Annotated in this window: 21 protein-coding genes and 1 pseudogene; 17 read left to right on the forward strand and 5 right to left on the reverse strand. The window is 53.3% G+C overall.

From position 1 onward, the window contains the following. Nucleotides 1-159 precede the first annotated feature (159 nt). The gene (locus DL346_RS25325) at nt 160-579 is read right to left on the reverse strand and encodes a VOC family protein (protein ID WP_112885183.1); all 420 of its coding nucleotides are present in this window, start codon (nt 577-579) and stop codon (nt 160-162) included. 165 nt (nt 580-744) lie between these two features. On the opposite strand from DL346_RS25325, the gene DL346_RS25330 reads away from it, so the two are divergent. Then, nucleotides 745-1,695: an HTH domain-containing protein gene (locus DL346_RS25330; protein WP_165822699.1), complete on the forward strand. Its 951-nt coding sequence runs from the start codon at nt 745-747 to the stop codon at nt 1,693-1,695. A 29-nt stretch (nt 1,696-1,724) separates the two neighbouring features. Further along, nucleotides 1,725-2,609 (forward strand): prenyltransferase/squalene oxidase repeat-containing protein, encoded by an 885-nt coding sequence (locus DL346_RS25335; RefSeq protein WP_112885185.1) that lies wholly within the window; start codon nt 1,725-1,727, stop codon nt 2,607-2,609. Between the two features lie 7 nt (nt 2,610-2,616). Here DL346_RS25335 and DL346_RS25340 read toward each other — a convergent pair whose 3' ends face one another. After that, nucleotides 2,617-3,039, reverse strand: coding sequence for a cupin domain-containing protein (locus DL346_RS25340; RefSeq protein WP_240633416.1), 423 nt, complete (start codon nt 3,037-3,039; stop codon nt 2,617-2,619). A 136-nt stretch (nt 3,040-3,175) separates the two neighbouring features. Here DL346_RS25340 and DL346_RS25345 point away from each other — a divergent pair, with 136 nt between their 5' ends. After that, nucleotides 3,176-3,835 carry an SGNH/GDSL hydrolase family protein gene (locus DL346_RS25345; protein WP_206098590.1) on the forward strand — a complete coding sequence of 220 codons (660 nt, stop codon included), beginning with the start codon at nt 3,176-3,178 and terminating at the stop codon, nt 3,833-3,835. Between the two features lie 735 nt (nt 3,836-4,570). On the opposite strand, the gene DL346_RS25350 is transcribed toward DL346_RS25345, so the two are convergent. After that, nucleotides 4,571-5,212: a pyridoxamine 5'-phosphate oxidase family protein gene (locus DL346_RS25350; protein ID WP_112885186.1), complete on the reverse strand. Its 642-nt coding sequence runs from the start codon at nt 5,210-5,212 to the stop codon at nt 4,571-4,573. A gap of 95 nt (nt 5,213-5,307) precedes the next feature. Here DL346_RS25350 and DL346_RS25355 point away from each other — a divergent pair, with 95 nt between their 5' ends. After that, entirely contained in the window at nt 5,308-5,868 is a 561-nt protein-coding gene (locus DL346_RS25355) for a 5' nucleotidase, NT5C type (protein WP_165822669.1), read from the forward strand. A 26-nt stretch (nt 5,869-5,894) separates the two neighbouring features. Beyond that, nucleotides 5,895-6,512: a LysE/ArgO family amino acid transporter gene (locus tag DL346_RS25360; protein WP_112885188.1), complete on the forward strand. Its 618-nt coding sequence runs from the start codon at nt 5,895-5,897 to the stop codon at nt 6,510-6,512. 33 nt (nt 6,513-6,545) lie between these two features. On the opposite strand, the gene DL346_RS25365 is transcribed toward DL346_RS25360, so the two are convergent. Continuing rightward, nucleotides 6,546-7,349 carry a class I SAM-dependent methyltransferase gene (locus DL346_RS25365; protein WP_112885189.1) on the reverse strand — a complete coding sequence of 268 codons (804 nt, stop codon included), beginning with the start codon at nt 7,347-7,349 and terminating at the stop codon, nt 6,546-6,548. Between the two features lie 143 nt (nt 7,350-7,492). Between DL346_RS25365 and mraY the strand changes: the two genes are divergently transcribed. After that, nucleotides 7,493-8,443: a phospho-N-acetylmuramoyl-pentapeptide-transferase gene (gene mraY, locus DL346_RS25370; protein ID WP_112885190.1), complete on the forward strand. Its 951-nt coding sequence runs from the start codon at nt 7,493-7,495 to the stop codon at nt 8,441-8,443. Nucleotides 8,444-8,470: 27 nt separating this feature from the next. Then, nucleotides 8,471-8,965 (forward strand): NUDIX domain-containing protein, encoded by a 495-nt coding sequence (locus DL346_RS25375; protein WP_165822670.1) that lies wholly within the window; start codon nt 8,471-8,473, stop codon nt 8,963-8,965. A 126-nt stretch (nt 8,966-9,091) separates the two neighbouring features. Here DL346_RS25375 and DL346_RS25380 read toward each other — a convergent pair whose 3' ends face one another. Beyond that, a complete protein-coding gene (locus tag DL346_RS25380; protein ID WP_112885192.1) occupies nt 9,092-10,024 on the reverse strand; it encodes an ArsR/SmtB family transcription factor in 933 nt (310 codons plus the stop codon). Nucleotides 10,025-10,180: 156 nt separating this feature from the next. Between DL346_RS25380 and DL346_RS25385 the strand changes: the two genes are divergently transcribed. The 10 genes and pseudogenes from DL346_RS25385 to DL346_RS25425 all read left to right on the forward strand — a co-directional run bounded on the left by DL346_RS25385 (nt 10,181) and on the right by DL346_RS25425 (nt 20,980). Continuing rightward, complete coding sequence (locus DL346_RS25385; RefSeq protein ID WP_112885193.1) at nt 10,181-12,940, forward strand: glycoside hydrolase family 2 protein; 2,760 nt, start codon at nt 10,181-10,183, stop codon at nt 12,938-12,940. Nucleotides 12,941-13,119: 179 nt separating this feature from the next. Continuing rightward, nucleotides 13,120-14,439, forward strand: a complete 1,320-nt coding sequence (locus DL346_RS25390; protein WP_112885194.1) for a glycosyl hydrolase family 28 protein — start codon at nt 13,120-13,122, stop codon at nt 14,437-14,439. 30 nt (nt 14,440-14,469) lie between these two features. After that, the gene (locus DL346_RS25395; protein WP_112885195.1) at nt 14,470-15,879 is read left to right on the forward strand and encodes a glycoside hydrolase family 32 protein; all 1,410 of its coding nucleotides are present in this window, start codon (nt 14,470-14,472) and stop codon (nt 15,877-15,879) included. Nucleotides 15,880-16,118: 239 nt separating this feature from the next. Then, nucleotides 16,119-16,256: pseudogene (locus DL346_RS29950) on the forward strand (YiaA/YiaB family inner membrane protein); the annotation flags it as partial. Nucleotides 16,257-16,286: 30 nt separating this feature from the next. Beyond that, entirely contained in the window at nt 16,287-16,535 is a 249-nt protein-coding gene (locus DL346_RS29615; RefSeq protein WP_240633443.1) for a YiaA/YiaB family inner membrane protein, read from the forward strand. Nucleotides 16,536-16,676: 141 nt separating this feature from the next. Further along, the gene (locus DL346_RS25405) at nt 16,677-17,297 is read left to right on the forward strand and encodes a dienelactone hydrolase family protein (protein ID WP_112885196.1); all 621 of its coding nucleotides are present in this window, start codon (nt 16,677-16,679) and stop codon (nt 17,295-17,297) included. 106 nt (nt 17,298-17,403) lie between these two features. Beyond that, nucleotides 17,404-18,879: an aminoacyl-histidine dipeptidase gene (locus DL346_RS25410; RefSeq protein WP_112885197.1), complete on the forward strand. Its 1,476-nt coding sequence runs from the start codon at nt 17,404-17,406 to the stop codon at nt 18,877-18,879. Between the two features lie 257 nt (nt 18,880-19,136). Continuing rightward, nucleotides 19,137-19,910 carry a pirin family protein gene (locus DL346_RS25415; protein WP_240633418.1) on the forward strand — a complete coding sequence of 258 codons (774 nt, stop codon included), beginning with the start codon at nt 19,137-19,139 and terminating at the stop codon, nt 19,908-19,910. 12 nt (nt 19,911-19,922) lie between these two features. Then, nucleotides 19,923-20,405 carry a MarR family winged helix-turn-helix transcriptional regulator gene (locus DL346_RS25420; protein WP_112885199.1) on the forward strand — a complete coding sequence of 161 codons (483 nt, stop codon included), beginning with the start codon at nt 19,923-19,925 and terminating at the stop codon, nt 20,403-20,405. A gap of 20 nt (nt 20,406-20,425) precedes the next feature. Next, entirely contained in the window at nt 20,426-20,980 is a 555-nt protein-coding gene (locus DL346_RS25425; RefSeq protein WP_112885200.1) for an NADPH-dependent FMN reductase, read from the forward strand. Nucleotides 20,981-21,319 lie beyond the last annotated feature (339 nt).

The raw sequence follows: 21,319 nt of genomic DNA on the forward strand, positions 1-21,319 counted from the left end.
TGATTCTATTATATCAGAAGCAAATTGCACATAGATGAAATAAATCCGACAAAAAGAGACATTTTTTTATGTAATTTTTATCTAATTCAGCTCGAAAAAGAAAAAAAGACACCGCCCGCTTGATGCGAGGCAGTGTCTTCCTGTTTAAGGCGGCAGCGGTTAGTGCTGGCCTTCCGTGTAAATTTGCCATGTAACGCCGAATTTGTCGGTTACAATCGCGTAGCCTGGGCTGAAATGCGTCTCCGTCAGCGGCATGCCGACTTGGCCGCCTTGTTCAAGCGCCGCTAGTGCTTGCTTGGACGTGCTCACGTCGCTTGTGCACAGACAGATCGTCACTTGGGTGCCGATTTGATGCGGCATGCCCGGGAACGCGTCGGAGAGCATCAAGTCCGTTTGACCCACTTTAATCGTGGCATGTCCGATCAAGCTCTTGGATTCCTCCGTCAGCGGCGTATCATGCGGCATCTCGCCGAAGGTTTGCACGAACATGACCTCGGCATTCAGCGCTTCTTTGTAGAAATCAATTGCTTCGGAAGCATTTCCGTTCATCACGAGGTAAGGGATCAATGTGGTAATCATCGTATTCGCTCCTTTATGATTAGGTCAACCGTTTCATTATGGCCGGCTGATATTTCCATCATACAATAGCGAACATATGTTTGCAATCGAATTTGGTGACAAACTAGATGTCACCAATAAGGTGATATACTGGTACCAGAAACGGGGGATGCGGGTTTGAAACGAATGGACCGACTGATGGCGATACTGATCGCGCTGCAGCAGGAGCCGGCAACCGCGCAGCGATTGGCGGAGAAGTTCGAGGTAACGAAACGGACGATTTTGCGGGATATGCAGTCGCTCTCCGAAATGGGCGTTCCGATCTATGCCGTAAGCGGTCCTTCGGGCGGTTTCCGGCTGATGGACGGTTTCCGGCTGCCGCCGCTGCAGCTGGATGCCGGGGAGGCATTAGCCGTGTTCTTCGCGCTGAGCAGCTTGACGAAGATGGCGGATACCCCGTTTCGCCAGGCGAGGTGGACCGTGCTGGATAAGCTGAAGGCCGTCATGCCGGAGCAAACGCTCGAGTACATCGAATCGAAGCTCGCGGTTGTGGAGGTCGAGGTGCCGCAGCGAAGCGTGCAGTCGCCCTATTTGTCCGAGCTGCTGGCCCACACGGCGGAAGCCAGGTGGATTCGCGTTCATTACCGCTCCGAGAAGCAGACGCGGTGGCTCCAGCTTTGGCCGCGCAAAATTTATACCGCCCACGGCTATTGGTACAGCGAAGCTTATTCGGTGACGCACGGCGAATGGCGGACGTTTCGGATTGACAGGATGATCGAGGTGGAGGCGATGGAGCTCTCAGCCGATGAAGCGGCTCGTATGGCCAGCTTGCTGGAGCGGCCTGCTGAAGCGGAAGAGGAGTCATCTACACGCATTATCGCCAGCTTGACCTATCGGGGGGCGCTGCTTGCGGAGCAGGACCTCCATATCGGCGATAGCGTCAGGCAAGTTGACGAGGAGACGTGGGAGCTGGATTTCATTTGTCCGGCCTCCGAGCGGAGCTGGGCGGAACGGTTCTTTTTTACGCTGGGCATGGATGCCGAGGTGAAAGCGCCTGCGCATCTGAAGGAAGCGCTGTTTGGCATGGCGAAACGGTTATGCGGCAGATATGGCTCGGGACATACGACTGAAGGTTAGATGAAGGATACGAAGAGGAGGATGAAATCATGAGTGACAACAGCGTTTTGGGACGCGCAAAATCGTTTTTGTACAAGAATGCGAGGCTTATTGACCGCAAAAGATTCGAGTTTTTATTCGAGGATGGAACGAAAGAGTCGGTGATTGGCGCGCTTCGGGCGTATCAAAATCCGGACGGCGGCTTTGGCCATGCGCTTGAGCCGGATATCCGCTGTCCGTACAGCCAGCCGGTCCCTACTGAAGTGGCGCTTGCGCTCATGGATGAGGTCGGCTGCCTCGATGCTGAGCTGCTGGACGGCATCATCCGTTATGTCCGCGGCATTACGCTGCCGGATGGAGGGATGCCATTCGTCTTCTGCAACGCGAAGGACTACTCGCATGCTCCATGGTGGGGAGTGGAGCGGGATGATGTCGCTTCGGTGAATCCTACGGGTTTATTGATAGGCTATCTGAGCAAACAGAATGCTAGGATGGACATTCGGCAGGAAGAGTGGTTTCTGCGGAATACGGCTTATTTATGGCGCGTGTTCGAGCAGGAGCAGCCGTCCGGTTTCCATGACGGTATACAATGGATTACGTTCTTGCAGAATGCTTCAGATCAAGAGAAGGCAGCGGTTTATTTGGCAAGAATAGATGATTGGCTGCAGCAGCCGGGCGTCATCGAGTTTGATCCGGAAGCTGAGGGCTATGTGCATAAGGTGCTGGATTGGGCGCCGAAACGCGATAGCTATGCGGGTAGAGTTATTCCCCAGGGGGAAATCGAGCGTCATCTTCATGCTCTGATCGGCCAGCAGCAGGAGGACGGCGGCTGGCCGATCAGCTGGCCGGCTGTAAGTCCCGGAGCGGAAGCGGAATGGCGCGGTTTCGTCACGGTAGAACGGTTAAAGACGTTAAAATCTTATGGCATGATTTAAGCGGCTGCTATTCGAGCAGCTCGCTTTCGTACCGTGCGAACAGCGTTTTCATCGCAGCGGGATTGCGCTGCTGCGCAGCGTGAATGGCGTCGATCAGCCCGCTGATCCGTTTCGTCATGATAATCAGATAACGTGCTGGGGGCTGCTTGGGATTCCAGAACGTATGCTTCACTCCGCGCGGGGCTATGACGGCGCTGCCGCTGCCGGCTTCGATGATGTCGTCGCCGATTTGGAAGGCAAGCGTTCCCTCCAGCACATACCATGCTTCATCATCCTCAAGGTGACGGTGGAGCGGTGCGATGCGCATCGGCTCGGTACCCGGAGGGCAGCCATCTGCAGTCCATTCGGCCAGAACCAAATCGGAGCCGGAGAGTATTTTCCCAAGCATAGGCGTGGCAATGATAGGGCCGTTCATTGGTTGTTGCGGCATAGGGTCAGCCTCCTAATCGTAGTTTGTTCTATTATAAATGGAATTCTCTTTTGCGGAAATGGCAGGGAATGCATGGGCATGCCGCGAAAATGGATAGCATCCAAGGCGCGCTTAGTGCCTGCAAGGGGGAATAGCGTTGACAATTTCCGAACCGGTTCACTATTTGCGCAATACCGTCGGGGAATTAATGAAGCATTGGCCGGATAACCGGAGCGTCACGGTAGCATGCCATGGGCACAGCGTGCCGGCCGGGTATTTTGCAACCCCTGTAGTAGATGCTTTTAACGCCTACCCGCATCTGCTGCACCGGAAGCTGAAGGAACGGTTTCCTTTTGCCGTGATCAACGTGACCGTGACGGCCATCGGCGGCGAGCATGCCGTAAGCGGGGCGGAACGGTTCGCCCGGGAAGTGCTTTCCTTGCGGCCGGATGTCGTCACCATCGATTACGGCTTGAACGACAGAGGTCTAGGGCTGAAGGCGGCCGGGACGGCTTGGCAATCGATGATCGAGCAGGCGCTGGCTGCGGGAAGCAAGGTGATTCTGCTGACGCCGACTTGGGATACGTCGTACCGCGACCCATCCTCGGAAGCTTGGCGAGAGCTGTGTGCGCACCGGGAGCAAATCCGGCAGTTGGCTTCCCAGTATGAGATCGGCCTTGTGGACAGCTTCGGCTTGTTCGAAGCCTACCGGGCAAACGGAGGCGATCCGACGGATCTCTTATCCTGGTCGAACCATCCTAACCGGACTGGGCATGAGCTTGTGGCAGACGGGTTGATGCGATGGTTTACCTATTAATTATTAGAAGAAGGAATGGCCGCTGTTCAGCGATCTTCAGGCTACCGCGCATACGCTAACGGTTGCCACGCACGCTATTTAGCCTCAAATGGCCCTTTTAAAATTCTAACGGTTCTCAGGAACGCTATTTGGCGATCGGGGCAGCGAATTCTTCCGATTTGAGCCAAGTAACGCCTCTGGCAACCGTTAGATTTTAAGAAAGGCTATATTTGTGCAAATAAGCGCTGGAGCATCCGTTAAAATTTTCGGGCGCTCTTTCGTGCTTCCGAGCACACGCTAACCATATAAAAGTCGACAAGCCTGCCAATTATACGATGGTGGGATTCTTTACAATCTGAAGGAGCGGCCCTGCGGACCGCTCCTCCTTTTGCCTATGCACCACGAATAATGTCGTAAAATCGCAGTCAGTTTGATCCCGGATTGCTATCTAAGCTGGTCCTACGTTGCCGAATCACAAAATCTGGATGACGAACGCGTTCTCGCGTCGTTAATCATTCGAACAGAACGGGCTCGATTGGATATGCCGCCGATATGAGCCACGATTCAATGCTTGCTGCCTCAAGGCTATTCACGCTTCTCCACAGGAAGCTAACAGTTACCCACAAGGTTATCCCCAGTGTCAACACCCAAAAACCATGATTCGGGTATAACTATCAGAACCGTATGAACATATCCACAGCTTGAGTTATCCACATTGGGATACACGTGCCGAAACCGCTTTCTCGATCTCATCCGCTAGTACAAGCGCTGCGAATATCCTTCTTCAAGCCTGCGTGCTATGGCTTCGGCATCAGTTCCGGGAAGGTCGGCATGGTCCGCAATGATTCGGGAGGCGGAAGGGAGCGCGGCTTTATCCGACCATGAGCCTGGTTCCCATAACCCGGATCGGATGAACGCTTTGGCGCAATGTATGAAACATTCCTCCACTTCAACGCTGATGGCGAGCAGAGGCTTGCGGCCGTTAACGGCGAGCTGCTCCAGCAGCTCAGCTTGCTTCATAAGCGATGCCCGGCCGTTTATGCGGAGGGTTTCTCCAAGCCCGGGAATCAGGAAGAGCAGACCGACATAAGGATTCATAAGAATGTTTCGCAGCGTATCGATTCGCTTATTTCCGGGCCTTTCCGGAATGATTAACCGGTGCTCGTCCTGAATAAGGACGAATCCGGGTTGATCTCCTCGCGGCGATGCATCGCAGCGACCGAGTCGGTCGGAGGAGGAGATGACGAGGAAGGGCGAACGGCTTATAAAATCGGCGCAATGCCGGTCGATCGAATGGATCGTTTTCCGGCTCGCTAGTTCGCTAGGGTAACCGATGAGCTGGCGCAGCTCTTCTTCGGTATCGATAGGGTCTTGATCGCGAATCTCATTGACGTTCATAATGGCTGACACCTCTTGTTTTTCTGCAATAGGGAACCGATAATGGGTAAATATGCTGAATCGGCAAACACCGCCTAGAAGGAGCTGATGATGCTGTGCATATTGCGATAGATTTAGACAATACGGTTCTGGATGCGACCTCGGCGCATGTAACCTATTATAATCTGGCGTCGGGGCTCTCGTTAACCCCGGACGACGCGAACGAGTTTTATATCTACCTGAAATATGGCTGGAGCCGGGAAGAGCGGGATGCCGTTTATGCGAAATACGGACATGAGATTCATTGGAACTCCGTGCCGTATCCAACGGCGGTCAACTGCTTGCGGCAGCTTGCCGCACGGCATGAGATCTCCATCATTACGGCGAGGCCGGAGATGTTCCGCGATGTGACGGTGGAGTGGCTCAAGCATCACAGCATTACGTACAATAACATCGCTTTTGTCGAAAATAAACTCGAGGTCTGCGTTGCCTCTAAAGTGGATGTATTAATCGAAGATGGACCTCACTATGCGGAGCAGTTTGCGCAATTGCGCAAGCCTATCATTCTCTTTGACCAGCCGTATAACCGGATGGTGACAAGCGAGTACGTCATGCGCGCCGCCAATTGGAGCGAGGTGATGGCCCACATTGACCGCTTGGCGGAGAAGCCGGGGTAGACAACTAGATTGGAGCGTAAAGATAGATGATCGGTGCAATCATTCATGGATTTATACTTGCTTTGGGCTTGATTTTGCCGCTGGGCGTACAGAATGTGTTCGTATTCAATCAAGGCGCGACGCAGCCGAAGTTCCGCAAGGCGCTGCCGGTCATCATAACGGCGTCGGTCTGCGATACGATCTTGATTTTGTTGGCGGTTCTCGGGGTGTCCGTCCTCGTGCTGCAGTTCGACTGGCTGAAAACGGCGCTGTTTGCGGCGGGCATCGTATTTCTGCTCTATATGGGCTGGATGACTTGGCGTAGCAAGACGGCAAGCAGGACGGACTCGGCCTCCGAAGCGCTCGGAGCGAAGAAGCAAATTGCGTTCGCCGCGTCCGTGTCGCTCCTGAATCCGCATGCCATATTGGATACGGTGGGCGTTATCGGGACAGGCTCCCTCCAATACGGAGGCGCGGAGAAGGCGGCCTTCGCGGCAGCTTGCATCGCTATTTCATGGCTCTGGTTCACCAGCCTTGCCGCGGCTGGAAGACTGGCGGGCAATTTGGACAAGTCCGGGCGGCTGATGGTCGTCTTGAACAAAATGTCGGCCGTTGTCATGTGGGGAACGGGCGTTTATTTGGCGGCAGGGTTGTTAGGGGAGTAAGCTGAAAAGGCGTGATCCGTTCACGCCTGTCTTCTATCCCTTTTTTCTTGCAATATACATGAAATGCTCGGCCATGCTCAGTAAATCTTCTCGTTCGCAAACTTGCTCCGCCAAGTCAAGCCAAGCAGCTGCAACTTCAGGCGATTGGTTAAGAAGCTCGGCTTCTCGTAAATACAAGAAGCTTTCGCAATTCATGAGATGCAATTTAACCAGATCGAATTGTTCAAAAAACGGAAGCACGTCATTGGGACGGATAAAAAAATTATCGGTAAATCCTACTCCGGTGAAATCCACATCGTTAAGCATACAATCCAGTTGCGCTTTCCGCTCATCCATAAGGATCAAATCCGGATTTCGGATCAAATAATCCCACACGAATGAATAAGATGAAACAAAAGCTACAAATAGGATCCCATTCGGCTTTAATTTTCTCAGGCATTCCTTTATGGTTCCGATCCTGTCTTGTTCGGCTTTCAGATGATACATGGGACCCATGCAGAGAACATGGTCATACCGGCCATCTTCGATAGCTGACAAATCACGGCTATCGGCGCACACGCCGCGAAGGGGAAATCCGAGTTCTTCTGCCTTCTTTAACGCAAAGGCTACATTGTTCCGAGAAAGATCAGCCAACGTCACCTCGCAGCCAAGCTCCGAAAGGTAGAGCGAATACTTCCCCGGACCCCCGCCAACATCAAGCACTTTGTCGTTCGGCTTCATATAACGATTCATGTACCTTTTGCTAAGTTCGTACTCGACTTTGTGCCGATCAAGACGTTCCCATTCATCGTGCACGGTTTCATCATAAAATCTTCTTACGGTTTCTAAGCTGTCCAAGTTTACACACCCTCTTCATCCTATTTTTTTGTGTGGGAACAATCGCTTTTTATGTTGCATGTTTTTTCCAAGTAGTGCTAGATTGATATAGAAGCAGCATGCAAGACGATGGACAAATCCGCACTCGGGAAGGAGAACCTCCTATGGACACCTCAATACTTGGCGTGTCTGGAATATCGTTTCTGCTCGTCACGCTGCTGACCCCGCTGCTCATCTGGGGTTTGCGCAGCTTGAAGCTTACGCAGCCGATCCGCGAGGAGCTGCCGCCGGATCATCAAGCCAAACGCGGCACGCCGCTTATGTCCGGACTTATCCTGCTGATTGGCGTTGTCACGTCGACCTACTTCCACCCGAAACCGCTCATCCTTTTTATTGGCGCGACGTTCGTGTTGTTCGGTTTAATCGGTTTTCTCGATGATTTCAAAAAAGCGGCCTTCCAAGACCCGTCCGGAATCTCGGGGAAAATGAAACTGGTTTTCCAGTTTGGCTTTACCTGTGCTTTATTGCTGATTCTGCTGATGGAGTTCGATTTGGGCACCGGCATCGCCCTTATTAACTACACTCTCGAACTGCCCCCTTGGATTTATTTGGCCATTATGATGTTATTTATAGTTGGCTCTGCAAATGCGATTAATTTCACGGACGGACTGGATGGCCTGCTCATTAATGTTTCGATCCCGACCTTCTTTTTCTTCTTCGTCATATCCGACAGGGTTGAGGTGCAGGCATTCTCGTTAGTCATGATCGGCTGCTTGCTAGGCTTATTTATTTACAATATTTATCCGGCAAAAGCGTTCATGGGGGACACGGGCTCCTTGGCAATCGGCGGGTCTCTTAGCTTCTTGGCCGTCATTGAGAAGGTTGAAATTTTAATTCCCATCTTATTTTCAGTTTATCTGGCCGAACAACTATCCGTCATCTTACAGGTCTGGTATTACAAGAAGACGAAGCTGCGCATATTCCGTATGACGCCGATCCATTATCACTTTAGCTTGAAATACGGCTGGAGCGAGAACAAGATCGTCATGGTATTCGGCTTTATCTCTTGGCTATCCGCCTTGATTTCTTGGTTGATCTGGAAATTTATCCTGTAGCGGACCTCAAGAAAGGACGAGCCCCACGTGACTATACATGTACAAGTATCTTGCCTTGCAATCCGAGACCGCCAAATCGCTATGATTCAGAAGAAGAATCCAGCTTATAAAACTTATCTAAAATACATTCCTCCGGGTGGACATGTAGAGTTCGGAGAGAAACTGGAAAAAGCCTGTGCCAGAGAGATGCGGGAAGAGACCGGTTTGATTGTTTCGGAGCTTGAGCTGAAAGGCGTGGTGACCTTCACAAGGCAGGACTATCACTCGGTATGTTTCTTTTTTCTAGCGCACCGCGTTGAAGGCGTGCTTGTATCAGGCGAGCCGGAGAAGCAATCCTCGCATTGGATTGATTTAGCCGGAATCGATCGGAATGAGAAGGTGCCAGGGTATCATAAAGATTTTCTTAAGGCGATGCTGGAAGCGGGTGCTTATCTCAATGGCCGGGTGGAGTGGAATCCGGCGGATGATCAGGTCGGTTGGAGCATCGTGCGGACAGAGCGGTCTATTGCCCCGCGAACTTGAAAAAACCACCATTCCCGGTAGACTAACAATAAGTAACGGTCGTGAAGCACGCGCCGCTTTGGCACAAATCGCACCTTCATTGGTGAATTTGGCCGAGGCGGCGTTTTCTGTTTTGCGGCTTGATTTTCAAGCCTCCGCATACCGGATAAACGACAGCAGCAAATCCTGCCTGTGGTCGCCGAAGTCGGCGCCGAACAAGTTGAGGCCGCGGCGGTTGACCGCATCTTCGCTGACTTCAAGCCGGATGCGGATCGGCTTGTTGTATTGCAGGGCAAGCGTGTTCACGGTGACGTCTGATGACGTCGCGCCATTCACGCGGCTGCCTTCCCGGGAAATGCGCCACTCCGTCAGCATTCCGTATTCGGTTCCGCTCTTCCATTTGTCCGGCGTCAGTTTGCCTTTGCGGTCGCCGAGATCGCCGGGACTTGTCCATGTACCGACAAGTTGGTCGTTGATGAATAGCGAAATATCCGAGGGCCAGTCCATCCGGAAGCCGGCAGCCTCAGAGCAGAGCTCGGCGCTGAAGCGCAGCTCGTCGATGGTCACGCCGGGGGGCATCGGATTGGCAAAGTAATACTCGACATAACCGGCGCCCGAGAACCAGAGCAGGGAAGCATCCACGCGCTCCGGTAAATAGAAGGCGCGGGGATCGTCGACCGAACCGAGCTGCACGCAGTCGCGCGTAACAATGCCGCAAGTAGGCTGCACGGAGCAATGGGCGTACATGCCGATCGGCATGCGCAGCTCCTCCGTGCGCAGCAGCCCTTCGCCGAGCTTAACGGGCAGATCCAGTTGGATGGAGCGGCAAGTGACGGTGCAAATCTTCTCGCGGTTCGCGCCAAGCGTGGAAGTGATCAAGTCCACGTTCTCTAAGATTTGCACATTGACGGACACCGTCGGCTGTGCGACGCCAAGCGCTTCGGCAAGCTGGCTGACGCTCATCGGCTTCTCGCCGAGCGCCTCCAGGATGCGCAAGCGGACGTCGCCGGACAACGCTTTGGCAACCTCGATCAGTCGGGTAGATGGGTAGCGGTTCAAATCTTGGATCAGTTCACTCATGAGCGGTTCAACCCTTCATCGTTCTGCTTTATTCTCACATCAGTGTACTCTATATCAGGTGTATTGTAAAAGTATAATATGTATTGCCTAATTATTATACCGGTGCTAAAATGGGGGCAAATCCAAATCCATGATGTGAAAGGTTGTGCTTCCCCGATGGCTGCTCAAGCAATAAAATCCGCACAAACGGAAATGCCGCGTCCCGAATATCCGCGTCCGGACTGGCAACGACAAGACTGGTTGAATTTGAATGGCGCATGGGCATTCCGATTGGACACGGAAGAACTTGTAAGCGATTTCGGTTCGCTTCAGCCGACCGACCAATTCGATTCGGAAATTATCGTTCCCTTCTCCTGGTCCAGCCCGCTGTCCGGAATCGGCCGCGATGATAAAGGCACCGGCTGGTATAAGAAAACCGTTACGTGGTCGCCGGCAGAGAGCGGCTCGCTCGTATTCGTACGCTTCGGCGCAGTCGACTACCGCTGCGACGTATGGGTCAACGGCATTCATGCCGGATCGCACGCAGGCGGCTACGGCAGCTTCGAGTTCGAAGTAAGCAGCTTGTGGAAGCGTGATGAGGAGAACAGCATTGTCGTGCGCGCCGAAGATTTTGACCGGAGCTCGCAAGCGCGCGGCAAACAAGGCTACGGCGAGATCCGCGGCATTTGGCAGCCGGTCTGGCTGGAGGCGCGGCCGCAGACGTACGTGCAGTCGGCGAAGTTCACGACGCGGATCGACGGCACAGTCGACGTGAAAGCGACGATTGTTGCCCATCAAGCGGGAGAAGCCGCGCTGAAGTTCAGTTTCGGCGATCAAACCGTGCAGCATCAAGCTTCCGTTCAATTAGAAGCAGGAAGCAATACGATCAACACGTCGTTCATCGTGAGCGATCCGCAGCTATGGAGCCCGGAAACGCCGCATCTGTACGAAGGAGCCATCACGCTGACGGCGGAAGGTGCCGGAAGCAGCGACACGATCGAGACCTATTTCGGCATCCGGGAAATTGGAACGGCGCGGTTCGACGACCGGTCTTACCGTTGGATCACGCTGAACGAAAAGCCGGTTTATTTGAACGGAACGCTGGATCAGTCGTACCACCAGACAGGGTATTTTACGTACCCGAGCGATGAGGAAATGCGCAATGAAATTTACCTGCTGAAAAGGCTCGGCCTGAATATGGTCCGGATTCACATCAAGCCGGAGGAGCCGCGGAAGCTGTACTGGGCCGACAAGCTAGGCATGCTGGTGATGGAAGATATGCCATGCTTCTGGGGCAACCCGGACGAGACGGCCCGTGCGTCGTACGAGAGCGAAGCGAGCGAAATCATCGACCGCGACTTCAACCATCCGTCGGTTTTCTGCTGGGTCATGTTCAACGAAACCTGGGGGCTGAAAACGAACCCGCAAGGGGGCGGCTTGACCGGCGAGCAGGGCCAGCCGAGCAGCTATTTGCCGGAGACGCAGGAGTGGGTGCGCGAAATCTACCGCTGGGCGAAGCAGGTTGATCCAACCCGCATCGTCGAGGACAACTCGCCGTGCAACTATGACCATGTGGAGACGGACCTCAATACGTGGCATTTCTATATCAACGGCTATGAGCAGGTGCGCGAGCATGTAACGGAGATTGTGGAGAAAACGTATCCGGGTTCGTCTTTCAACTGCATTGGGGGCAATGTGCAAACCGATGCTCCGCTTATGAACAGCGAGTGCGGCAACGTATGGGGCTTCCTCAGCGGAGCTGGCGACAGCGACCTGGCTTGGCACTATCGGTATATGCTGAACGAATTCCGGCGCCATGACAAAATGTGCGGGTTCGTATTTACCGAATTCCGCGATGTGACGAATGAGTTTAACGGCTATTACCGTCTGGACGGCACGGACAAATATTTCGGCTACGAGGAGTTCGTACCGGGCATGTCGATCGCCGACCTGCATGCGGCGGACTTTATCGTGATCGATGCGCCGCCTTGCCAGACCGTTCAAGCAGGCGGGCAAGCGGAGGTGCCGCTGCTTCGCTCGAGCTATTCGGACCGCTATCACGGACAGCAGCTGGAGCTGGTGTATGAGGTATGGTATGACAGCCTCGGCATTCGCAGGGTATCGGATCAAGGCACCGTCCAGCTCGATTGGAACGGCTTTGGCGTCGCTCCGATCGCTTCGCCGCTTACCATCAACCTGCCGAATGAGGATGCAGTCGCCGTATTGGCCATTAGCTTGAAAGATGCCGACGGCCATGTCGTGACGCGCAACTTCATTACCTTCGACGTTCGCAGCGGCAGCGAAGACGGTGTTTACGAAGGGGAGGGCCGGTTCGTCAACAAGCCGGTAACCGGCTTCTCGGAGCAAAGCTTTGGCATCCAGTGGAACGCGATTCAAGAGCAAAAAGCGAACGGAGGCGGCGCAGGCCAATTCGTTTATGACATTAACTTGCCTTCCGCTGCAGAGCACGCGGCCATCCACCACCTCGATATCCGCTTCGAAGCGAGCGCGAAGCGGCTGCTCGCCCGCAATATCGAAGGCGCAAAGGATCGAGCGCATGGCATCGACTTCATGCACGGGGCTTCCGCTAACGTGGAATACAATAGGAACACGTATTACATGACCGACGAAGAGCGCCATGAATCCCGCGTCCATGTCCTGATCGACGGGGAGCGAGTCGGCTCCTTCCTGCTGCCGGATAATCCGGCGGACAGCAGAGGGGTGCTGTCTTGGCACTATCAAGAGGTGCATAACCTGCTGGATGAGGCGGGTTCCTACGGTTACTTGTGCAGCGTGACGCTGCCAAGCCGCATCACGGCGAAGCTTGACCGCAGCCGGAGCTTCAAGCTCACTCTCGAGGCGGAGAAGGGCGGTCTTGCTCTCTATGGGCGCAATGCCGGACGTTATCCGTTTGACGTCCTGATTCAATTGAGATAGTTAACCATTAGCCCCGCGAAATCCGGAACGCCATGCGCCTGGCTCGCGGGGCTGTTTTCACGGCAGAAGCATGTAAGCATAGGATGAGTTTCCAGGGAGTGCGGACAAGTTTCTCTCACGGCTAGCGTGCTTCATTGTTAGAATGAAGAAAAACTAGCATTCCGGGAGAGTGTATACCGATGACGCAAGCGAGAATTCAACTTCAGGGGCCTGCTGCAGCAGCCGCTGCCTCTGACCGCTACAAGGTTTGGATCAACGGAGAGCCCGTATTTGTTTACGGCAGTCAAGGGGCTGGCTTTGCTTTGCTTTCGGCCGAAGGGAGAGTTACGGTTGAGATAGAGGACACCCGTGCGGCCGAAGAGGTTGTCGTCCGTCCGCTCCGTCACGGCATTAAGCCTGTTCGGCAAGGAGGCGTGCTTCGGTTTGAAGCAGTAGCGCCTATAAAGCTGTCCGTCGAATTTGACGGCCATATCCGGGAACCGTTATTCATTTGGATTAACCCGCCGGAAACGGCGCCGCGCCCGGATTCGTCCGATCCAAAGGTCCGTTACTTCAAGGGCGGAGAAGTTCATCGTGCCGGCGAAATCGTCCTGTCGGACGGCGAGACCGTCTATATCGAAGAGGGATCTATCGTGCACGGCCGGATATTCGCCGAAGGAGCTTCGAACATTGCCGTTCGCGGCAGAGGAATCCTGGATGGTTCTCTGTGGAGAACGGCCGAAGACGGAAGCCAAAAGCATCTCATGATGATGCTCGCGGACTGCCAGGGCGTCACTATCGAGGGCATTTCGGTCATTGACGGTCCGACATGGCATGTCGTGCCGACGGGCTGCAAGGATGTATCGATCAAGAACGTGAACATCCTTACCTATGCCGGAACCGGCGACGGGATCGATATCGTAGGCTGCGAGAATGTAATCGTTGAAAATGCCTTCGTCCGCTCTAAAGACGATTGTATCGCGATCAAAGCGGTGGACTACTTCCATCCGGCAGGCTTGCACGATGTGAAGAACGTGCGCGTCACCCGCTCTGTCTTCTGGAACGCGGAGTGGGGCAACGCGCTGGAGATCGGCTACGAAACGCGCTGCGCTTCGATTTCGGAGATTGAATTCAGCGACTGCGACGTGATCCGTTGCGAGTTCGAAGGCTATGAGTCGGGCGGCACGTTCACGATTCATAACGGCGACCGGGCAGACGTGCATAACGTCTTATACAGCAACATCCGCGTAGAGGATTCCCAAGAGAAGCTGATCGATATTAAGGTTCAGTTCTCCCAATATTCGCGCGATGCCAAGCGCGGCCATGTCCGCAATATTCGGTTCAGTGATATCGCGATCACGGACGGCTTGCTGCCGGTTTCCATTATTCGCGGCTATGACGCCGAACATCGCATTGAGCAGGTGGAGATTTCGAACCTCACGTACCTGGGCGAGCCGCTGTGCACGGCCAATGCCGCAAAGATGGTCGTCGAGCTTAGCAAGAGCGTGCAATTCAAATAAATCATTGATCACCCTGAAGGAGCGAACGTAATGGATCGTTATCGACCAAGGTATCATTTTACGCCGCCCGCCAATTGGATGAATGACCCGAACGGCCCGTTTCAATTGAACGGCGAGTATCATTTGTTCTATCAGCACAATCCATCGGCACCGGTTTGGGGAGACATCCACTGGGGGCACGCCAAGAGCAAGGATCTCATCCATTGGGAGAGGCTGCCGATTGCGCTGGCCCCGTCGGTTGAACTCGGGGAGCTCCATTGCTACTCCGGCTGTTCGGTTGTTGACGGCGAAGAGGTCCGATTGTTCTACACGAGCATTGGCGAAGGCGAACGGAACGCGACGACAGGAGCGCAGCAGTGGACGGTCAAAGGCGAAGGCAATGACTTGCTTGCTTGGCGCAAACCTGGGGAGATCAATCCCTTGCTCACAACGGAGCTTCACGGAGATCTGCAGGTAACGGAGTGGAGAGACCCCTACGTTTGGAAAGAACAAGACGAATGGAGGATGCTCCTTGGCGGCACGTACGAAGGCAGAGGCTGTGCGCTGATCTATCAGTCCGCGGATTTGGAGAATTGGACGTTTAACGGCATTTTCCATCTGGGCGAAGAAACGATCTTCGAATGTCCGCATCTGTTCCGCTTCGGCGATCGGGCCGTCTTGTTCTATTCCCCTAGCAGTCCGGTTCAATACGTCTCCGGCGTGATACGCGATAACAAACTGTCCGGGGAGCTAGTGAAAGGCACCGTCGACTTCGGAGGCTGGGATGGTTACTATGCCTCGACGGGGTTCGTCGATGAGAAAGGCCGCCGCATTCTGCATGGCTGGGTGCCGGAGAGCAGAGGGGAGAACTTCCCGGTTGCGCTGGATTGGGCAGGAGCGTTAGCGCTGCCGCGTATTGGGGAGCTGAAAGAGAACGGCAAGCTATCCATAACGCCGATCCCGGAGGCGGAAACGTTACGGGGCGAAAGCCGTACCTTTACGGAGCTGCGAGTTGGCGCATCGCCGCTTGATACGGGCGTTCGCTCGACCGCCTTCGAGTGCTCGCTGACCATCCAAAAGCCGGCCGCCGGAACCGGCGAATTGATCGTTTCGGTGCTTGCATCGGCATGCGGTCGGGAACGGACGGAATTGCGCGTCGATTTTGCTGGAGGTACAGTTGCAGTCGATCGCACGCAATCGAGCTTGTTCCCGGAGGTGCGCAAAACTGCGCTAGTCGGCGCGCTAAACCTGGATGACGCTGCTGAAACGATAAACCTGCGCTTCTTCGTCGACCAATCGATCATTGAAGTGTTTGCCGGGGACGAAACCTGCATCACGGCAAGAGTATACCCTTCCTTGGATGACAGCAGCGGCATCCATTTGCAGGCCATCGGCGAGGTTCATATCGCAGCCATGGAGATCTGGGAGTTGAAAGCGGCGGAGATCCATGACGTAAAGTAGCCATCCTCGATGAGCAGGGCTTGCCTTTGCGCCGGACCATGGGTTAATACCAGGTACTAGAACAAGATGGTACTTATAGCTGCGTTTTATCCGTTGTATGCTTAAGTCATCAAATAACCTTTCAGGTTATACGGGAGGGCTAATCAGCCATGATCGAAACGATGACGAATACAACGGCAACAACTCAGCACCATCGCAAAAATATTTACCGCCGCCGCAACACCCCAACATACACGTTTATGGCATGGGCTGCGTTCGTGCTGGCATGCGGTTTCGAATTTATCGGCATCTACACGCTGGAGCAGCCGCTTTCCGTGCAAGGCTACTATGCCGTAACGGGATTTCTGCTGATCATTACTTCTTTTCTATTGCAGAAGGTTGCGCGCGACAACGACGAAGACCGCTTCTTGAAGGAGTTCAATCCGAGTCACCGGAACCGGAATACGCCGGCCTTTACTTTCCTCTCGTGGGCCGGTTTCGCGGTCGCCGTGCTTGCTGAATATATCGGCCTCTTTAACTTGCAGGAGCCGTTCTACGTCAAAGGCTACTACGCCATCGGCGGCGCATTCCTGATCGTGTCCTGCCTTGTGCTGCAGAAGACGATTCGCGATAACGAGGAAGATAAGCTGAGCCTTCAAGAGGGCAGTGAGCAGTAATCGAATAACAAGAGTGTCGCAAAGCCCGCCAATCGTGCGGGCTTTGCGCATGTCGGGACCTCGATTTGGTTTATCTTGGAAGGTTTCGTATAATAGTGCTGTCTCTTTGCGAAATCCAATAGATGAAAGTTGTGAACTACGATGAATACGGATCAATTTACAAAACACGCGTTGGTCATTCTCCTTCACGAAATTTACGGGGTTAATGATCATATGGCTGCCTGCCAGGAGATGATGCTGGGTGCGGGCTTTGACGCCATCGTCCCGAACCTGCTCCATCGGGAAGCATTTTCCTACGACGAGGAAGAGCTTGCTCATACCTACTTTGTCGGCGAAATCGGATTTGCCAAGGCCAAAGAAGAAGTGAAGCAAATCATCAACGAGTATAGAGCAGGCTACGAACGGATTTATTTAGTCGGATTTAGTGCCGGCGCAACGCTGGCATGGCTGTGCAGCGAGGATCAGGTGGATGGAGTCATCGGCTTCTATGGCTCGCGCATAAGGAATTACGTTGAAACGGAACCTCATTGCCCGACTTTGCTATTTTTTTCACGGCATGAAACTTCATTTGACGTACCGGATTTGGCTGCAAAATTACAAGCTTCAAAAAAGAACCTGACCGTGGAGATCGTAGATGCCGATCATGGCTTCATGAATCCGTTCGACAAATCCTTTCAACAGGAGCATTACCGGAGATGCCTGGATCGAAGCTTCGACTTCTTCCGAAGCATAGAGGGAGATACGGAGCCGCTGGATTCCTAGACGCGCATACGGTACACTGCAAATAGGAAGTGAAGGATGACGGCCTGACTTTGCCTCGCGGGGGAGAGTCGGGCCGAATCTGCGTCTATATCCAAGGAGGTTTTCCATGGTAGAGCAAAATAGAGTGTACGCCGGAGACTGCAAGGTGCTCCGCTTCTTCGAAGAGCTGTCGGCCATTCCGAGAGGGTCCGGCAACGAGAAGGAGGCCAGCGATTTTATCGTCCGGTTCGCGGAAGCGCGCAACTGCACGGCGATTCAAGACGAGCGTTATAACGTGATCGTGAAAAAGCCGGCCTCTCCGGGCTACGAACAGGCGCCGACCGTTATTTTTCAAGGGCACCTGGATATGGTATGCGAGAAAAATAAATCGACCGCGCATGACTTTACCAAAGATCCGATCCGCTTCAAGCTGGACGGGGACATGATCTACGCGCAGGATACGACGCTCGGCGCGGATAACGGCATCGGGGTGTCGTTCGCAATGGCTTTGATCGATGCCGGGGAGGAGCTGGCTCATCCCGCGCTTGAGATTCTGCTGACGACCGAAGAAGAGACAAGCATGGCCGGTGCCGAGAACCTCGATGCATCGCAGCTGAGCGGGAAGCTGCTCATCAACTTCGACTCCGACCGGGAGGGCGTGCTGTTCGTGAGCAGCGCAGGCGGCGCGTCGGCGTTTCATACCATGCCGATCAATTGGGCGGAAGGCGGTGCCGGTACCGGTGTGCCGGCGTATACGATCGCCGTTCAAGGGTTGAAGGGCGGCCACTCCGGCGATGACATCATCCATGAGCGCGGCAATGCCAACAAGCTGCTTGGGCGCGTGCTGGATGATTTGCGCCGGCATACGGCGTTCGATTTGGCGAGCATCTCCGGCGGGATGAAAGTCAACGCCATCCCGCGCGAAGCGGAAGCGGCCGTCGGTTTAAGCGAAGAAAGCCTGCGTATTGCGGAGGCGCGAATAGCGGAGTGGAACCGGATCTTCCGGGATGAGTTCGAAGTATCGGACCCTGGGGTTGAAGTGGTGCTTCGTGCGTCCGAAGGCGGAGCGGCTTCGATGCGCTGGCTGTCGGAGGAGACGAAGCTGACCGTAATTAGGCTTCTTGAGTTAATGCCAAGCGGCGTATTGAGCATGAACAAGGCGATCGAGAACTTGGTGCGGACATCGACCAATATCGGAACGATCACGATGCGCGAGACCGAGATCGTGTTCGAAAGCCTCGTGCGCAGCTCCCACCGTTCCCAGCTCGATGCCGTTCTGCAGCAGCTGCAGACGCTGGGCGAGGTTACAGGCGTACCGTTCCGCCACGACCATTATTTCCCGGGCTGGCCATACCGCTCGGATTCGAAGGTGCGCGAGGTGTTCGCTGAGGTTTACGAGCGCAAATACGGCAAGCCGCTGGAAGTGAAAGCGATCCACGCAGGGCTTGAGTGCGGCATTTTTATCGAGAAAATGCCTTATCTTGACGCCGTTTCGTATGGTCCGAACATGTACAATTTCCACACGCCGGAGGAGCATGTGTCGATTTCGTCGGTGGAGCGGACATGGGAGTTTCTGCGGGATGTTATGCGGGAACTGAAGTAGCTGCTCGTTGAGAGCGAAAGACTGTTACGCGAGTATAGAAATAGTTTGTATGAATAGCTAATGTAGAAAAGCCTACCCTCGAATTCACGGCGGACATCGCCGTGTGGATGAGCGGATAGGCTTTTTTTTATTGCCCAAATGACATGTTGACAACAATATATCCTAAAATTATAATAACTAGTATTAGGATAAATAAATATAGAATAATTCGTTTATAAAGCTGAACAAAAACATACGATATGAAAGGAGCAATTCAAGTGAACATTCAAATCTTAGGCCCTGAATTTCAAGGCAAAGAATCCTTCGACGGCGGCAAAATAAACGCACAGAAACCATTGGGATTCTCCGGTCAGGGGGCTGTTACCGTCCGGCTTGGACCGCTATTCTACTGGGCTTGGGGTCATGCGGAGTCAGCAGGAGGAATCGGGTTTCATCCTCACCAAGGCTTTGAGATCCTTTCCTACGGCATTCGAGGCAAAGGTCTTCACAGAGACACGCTCGGCACCGAAAGCTACCTTGAGGCCGGCGATATTCAGCTCATGCAAGCCGGTTCAGGACTTCAACACGCCGAAAGCGTGGAAGCCGGCTTCGAGAGTTTTCAAATCTGGCTGGAGCCGTATCTGAACGATGCCGTAAGACGTAAACCAACCTATTCGTTGTTCAAGCACAAACAGTTTCCTCGGTCGAGTCAAGACGGAGTCACCGTAAAGACGATATTGGGAGAAGAGTCGCCCATCCAACAGCTGGTAGCGGATGCGCGGATGTTCGACGTCGAGATTGAGCCGGGGGCATCCTATATCCACCGTATCATGCCAAACCGGACGCTTGCGGCATTGGCGATTAGAGGCGATGGCGGCTCCTTCTTGTCATCCGGACGAGAACCCGTTGCCTTCAAGCAAAAAGACTTTGCGATCATTCAAAGCGAACAAGAGGGAGAAATCAGCATTCGCCCTGAAGGAGAGAAGCTTCGCATTTTTCTAATTGAAGTTCCTGCCGAAGTCGAATATCCTTTGTATAAAAAAGCAAGATAAGGTGGTTAAGTTATGGTTGAACCTGATGCTGAAGGTGCGGATCTTGATTTAAGGTTAATACGCGTCATGAGAAACATGGTGAACACGCTGTTCGGAAGCTTGGAACGGGATATCTTGAGCTATGGCCTCGATATAGAAACCTTCCAAATTATCGAGTTTCTATACAATAAGGGTCCGCATCCCATCCAGAAAATAAGCGACACCTTCTCCATTCCAAGCGGAAGCATCACTTACGTGGTCGATAAGCTGGAGAAGAAGGGGTTCGTGGAGCGGCTTCCGATTCCGGGTGACCGGCGTAAAACGAATGTCGCGTTGACCGGGGAAGGACGAAGCTACTTTGATGTTATCTTTCCCAAGCACGTGCAAACAATTACCGGCAATCTGTCCTTTGTTACGGATGAGGAGAAGCATCAGCTTATTGTTCTGCTCAAGAAAATCGGGTATGGCATTCAGGATCGGGACCGTCAAGACAACGATAGCGATAAAAAAACATAACATACGCGGAGGTAATTAACATGTTGAAAATAGCGATTATTCTAGGAAGCACGCGCCCCGGCCGCAATGGCGAAGCTGTAGCGAAATGGGTGACTGAGATTGCAAACAAACGCAGCGACGCTACCTTCGAGCTCGTCGATATTGCGGATTACAATTTGCCCTTGCTCGATGAGCCGGTACCTGCATCCATGGGACAATACAGCAAACCGCATACGATCGCTTGGTCGGATAAAATTGCTTCCTTTGACGGCTACGTATTCGTTACGCCTGAGTATAACCACGCCACTTCCGGAGCGCTCAAGAATGCCATCGACTTTCTCTACCATGAGTGGAAGGATAAAGCGGCAGGCTTCGTAGGCTACGGCGGCAGCGGCGGCGCGCGCGCGATCGAGAATCTTAGGCTGATCGTCGGCGAGCTTCATATCGCCGATGTACGCGCTCAAGTCGGCCTTTCCTTAATGACTGATTTTGAAAACTTCAGTATTTTCAAACCGGCCGCTTATCAAGAACAAGCGGTCAATACGATGCTGGACCAGGTTATCGCCTGGAGCGGCGCGTTGAAAACATTACGATAAACGGATACTGAAAAAAGGGCTGTCGAGAAAGTCTCGGTGGCCCTTTTTTTCAATTGATTCAGGAACAAACTTTAATGGTTGTCAGCGTGCCTATTTCATGAAAATAACTGCTTTTAAAATTCTAACGGTTGTGACCGTCGTTATTCGCTGTAAAATGGTTGATTGCTATTGGAAAATACTCAAATAAGCTCTTTGGCAACCGTTAGAAAAAATTAATGGGCTTTTTATGCAAATTAACCACTGTCACAACCGTTACAGGTTAGAAGCTTGCCCTCATGCAGTGTCGAAAATGATAAACCCGACGTTTTATGAAAAACGTCGGGTTTATCTGCAATTTGA

Source organism: Paenibacillus montanisoli (assembly GCF_003268025.1).
GTDB classification, from domain to species: Bacteria; Bacillota; Bacilli; order Paenibacillales; family Paenibacillaceae; genus Paenibacillus_Z; species Paenibacillus_Z montanisoli.

Excerpts from the sequence above, each read along its gene's own strand:
- DL346_RS25325 (WP_112885183.1), bottom strand. The coding sequence starts at position 579 with ATGATTACCACATTGATCCCTTACCTCGTGATGAACGGAAATGCTTCC.
- DL346_RS25330 (WP_165822699.1), top strand. The coding sequence starts at position 745 with ATGGACCGACTGATGGCGATACTGATCGCGCTGCAGCAGGAGCCGGCA.
- DL346_RS25335 (WP_112885185.1), top strand. The coding sequence starts at position 1,725 with ATGAGTGACAACAGCGTTTTGGGACGCGCAAAATCGTTTTTGTACAAG.
- DL346_RS25340 (WP_240633416.1), bottom strand. The coding sequence starts at position 3,039 with ATGCCGCAACAACCAATGAACGGCCCTATCATTGCCACGCCTATGCTT.
- DL346_RS25350 (WP_112885186.1), bottom strand. The coding sequence starts at position 5,212 with ATGAACGTCAATGAGATTCGCGATCAAGACCCTATCGATACCGAAGAA.
- DL346_RS25360 (WP_112885188.1), top strand. The coding sequence starts at position 5,895 with ATGATCGGTGCAATCATTCATGGATTTATACTTGCTTTGGGCTTGATT.
- mraY (WP_112885190.1), top strand. The coding sequence starts at position 7,493 with ATGGACACCTCAATACTTGGCGTGTCTGGAATATCGTTTCTGCTCGTC.
- DL346_RS25380 (WP_112885192.1), bottom strand. The coding sequence starts at position 10,024 with ATGAGTGAACTGATCCAAGATTTGAACCGCTACCCATCTACCCGACTG.
- DL346_RS25385 (WP_112885193.1), top strand. The coding sequence starts at position 10,181 with ATGGCTGCTCAAGCAATAAAATCCGCACAAACGGAAATGCCGCGTCCC.
- DL346_RS25390 (WP_112885194.1), top strand. The coding sequence starts at position 13,120 with ATGACGCAAGCGAGAATTCAACTTCAGGGGCCTGCTGCAGCAGCCGCT.
- DL346_RS25395 (WP_112885195.1), top strand. The coding sequence starts at position 14,470 with ATGGATCGTTATCGACCAAGGTATCATTTTACGCCGCCCGCCAATTGG.
- DL346_RS25405 (WP_112885196.1), top strand. The coding sequence starts at position 16,677 with ATGAATACGGATCAATTTACAAAACACGCGTTGGTCATTCTCCTTCAC.
- DL346_RS25410 (WP_112885197.1), top strand. The coding sequence starts at position 17,404 with ATGGTAGAGCAAAATAGAGTGTACGCCGGAGACTGCAAGGTGCTCCGC.
- DL346_RS25420 (WP_112885199.1), top strand. The coding sequence starts at position 19,923 with ATGGTTGAACCTGATGCTGAAGGTGCGGATCTTGATTTAAGGTTAATA.
- DL346_RS25425 (WP_112885200.1), top strand. The coding sequence starts at position 20,426 with ATGTTGAAAATAGCGATTATTCTAGGAAGCACGCGCCCCGGCCGCAAT.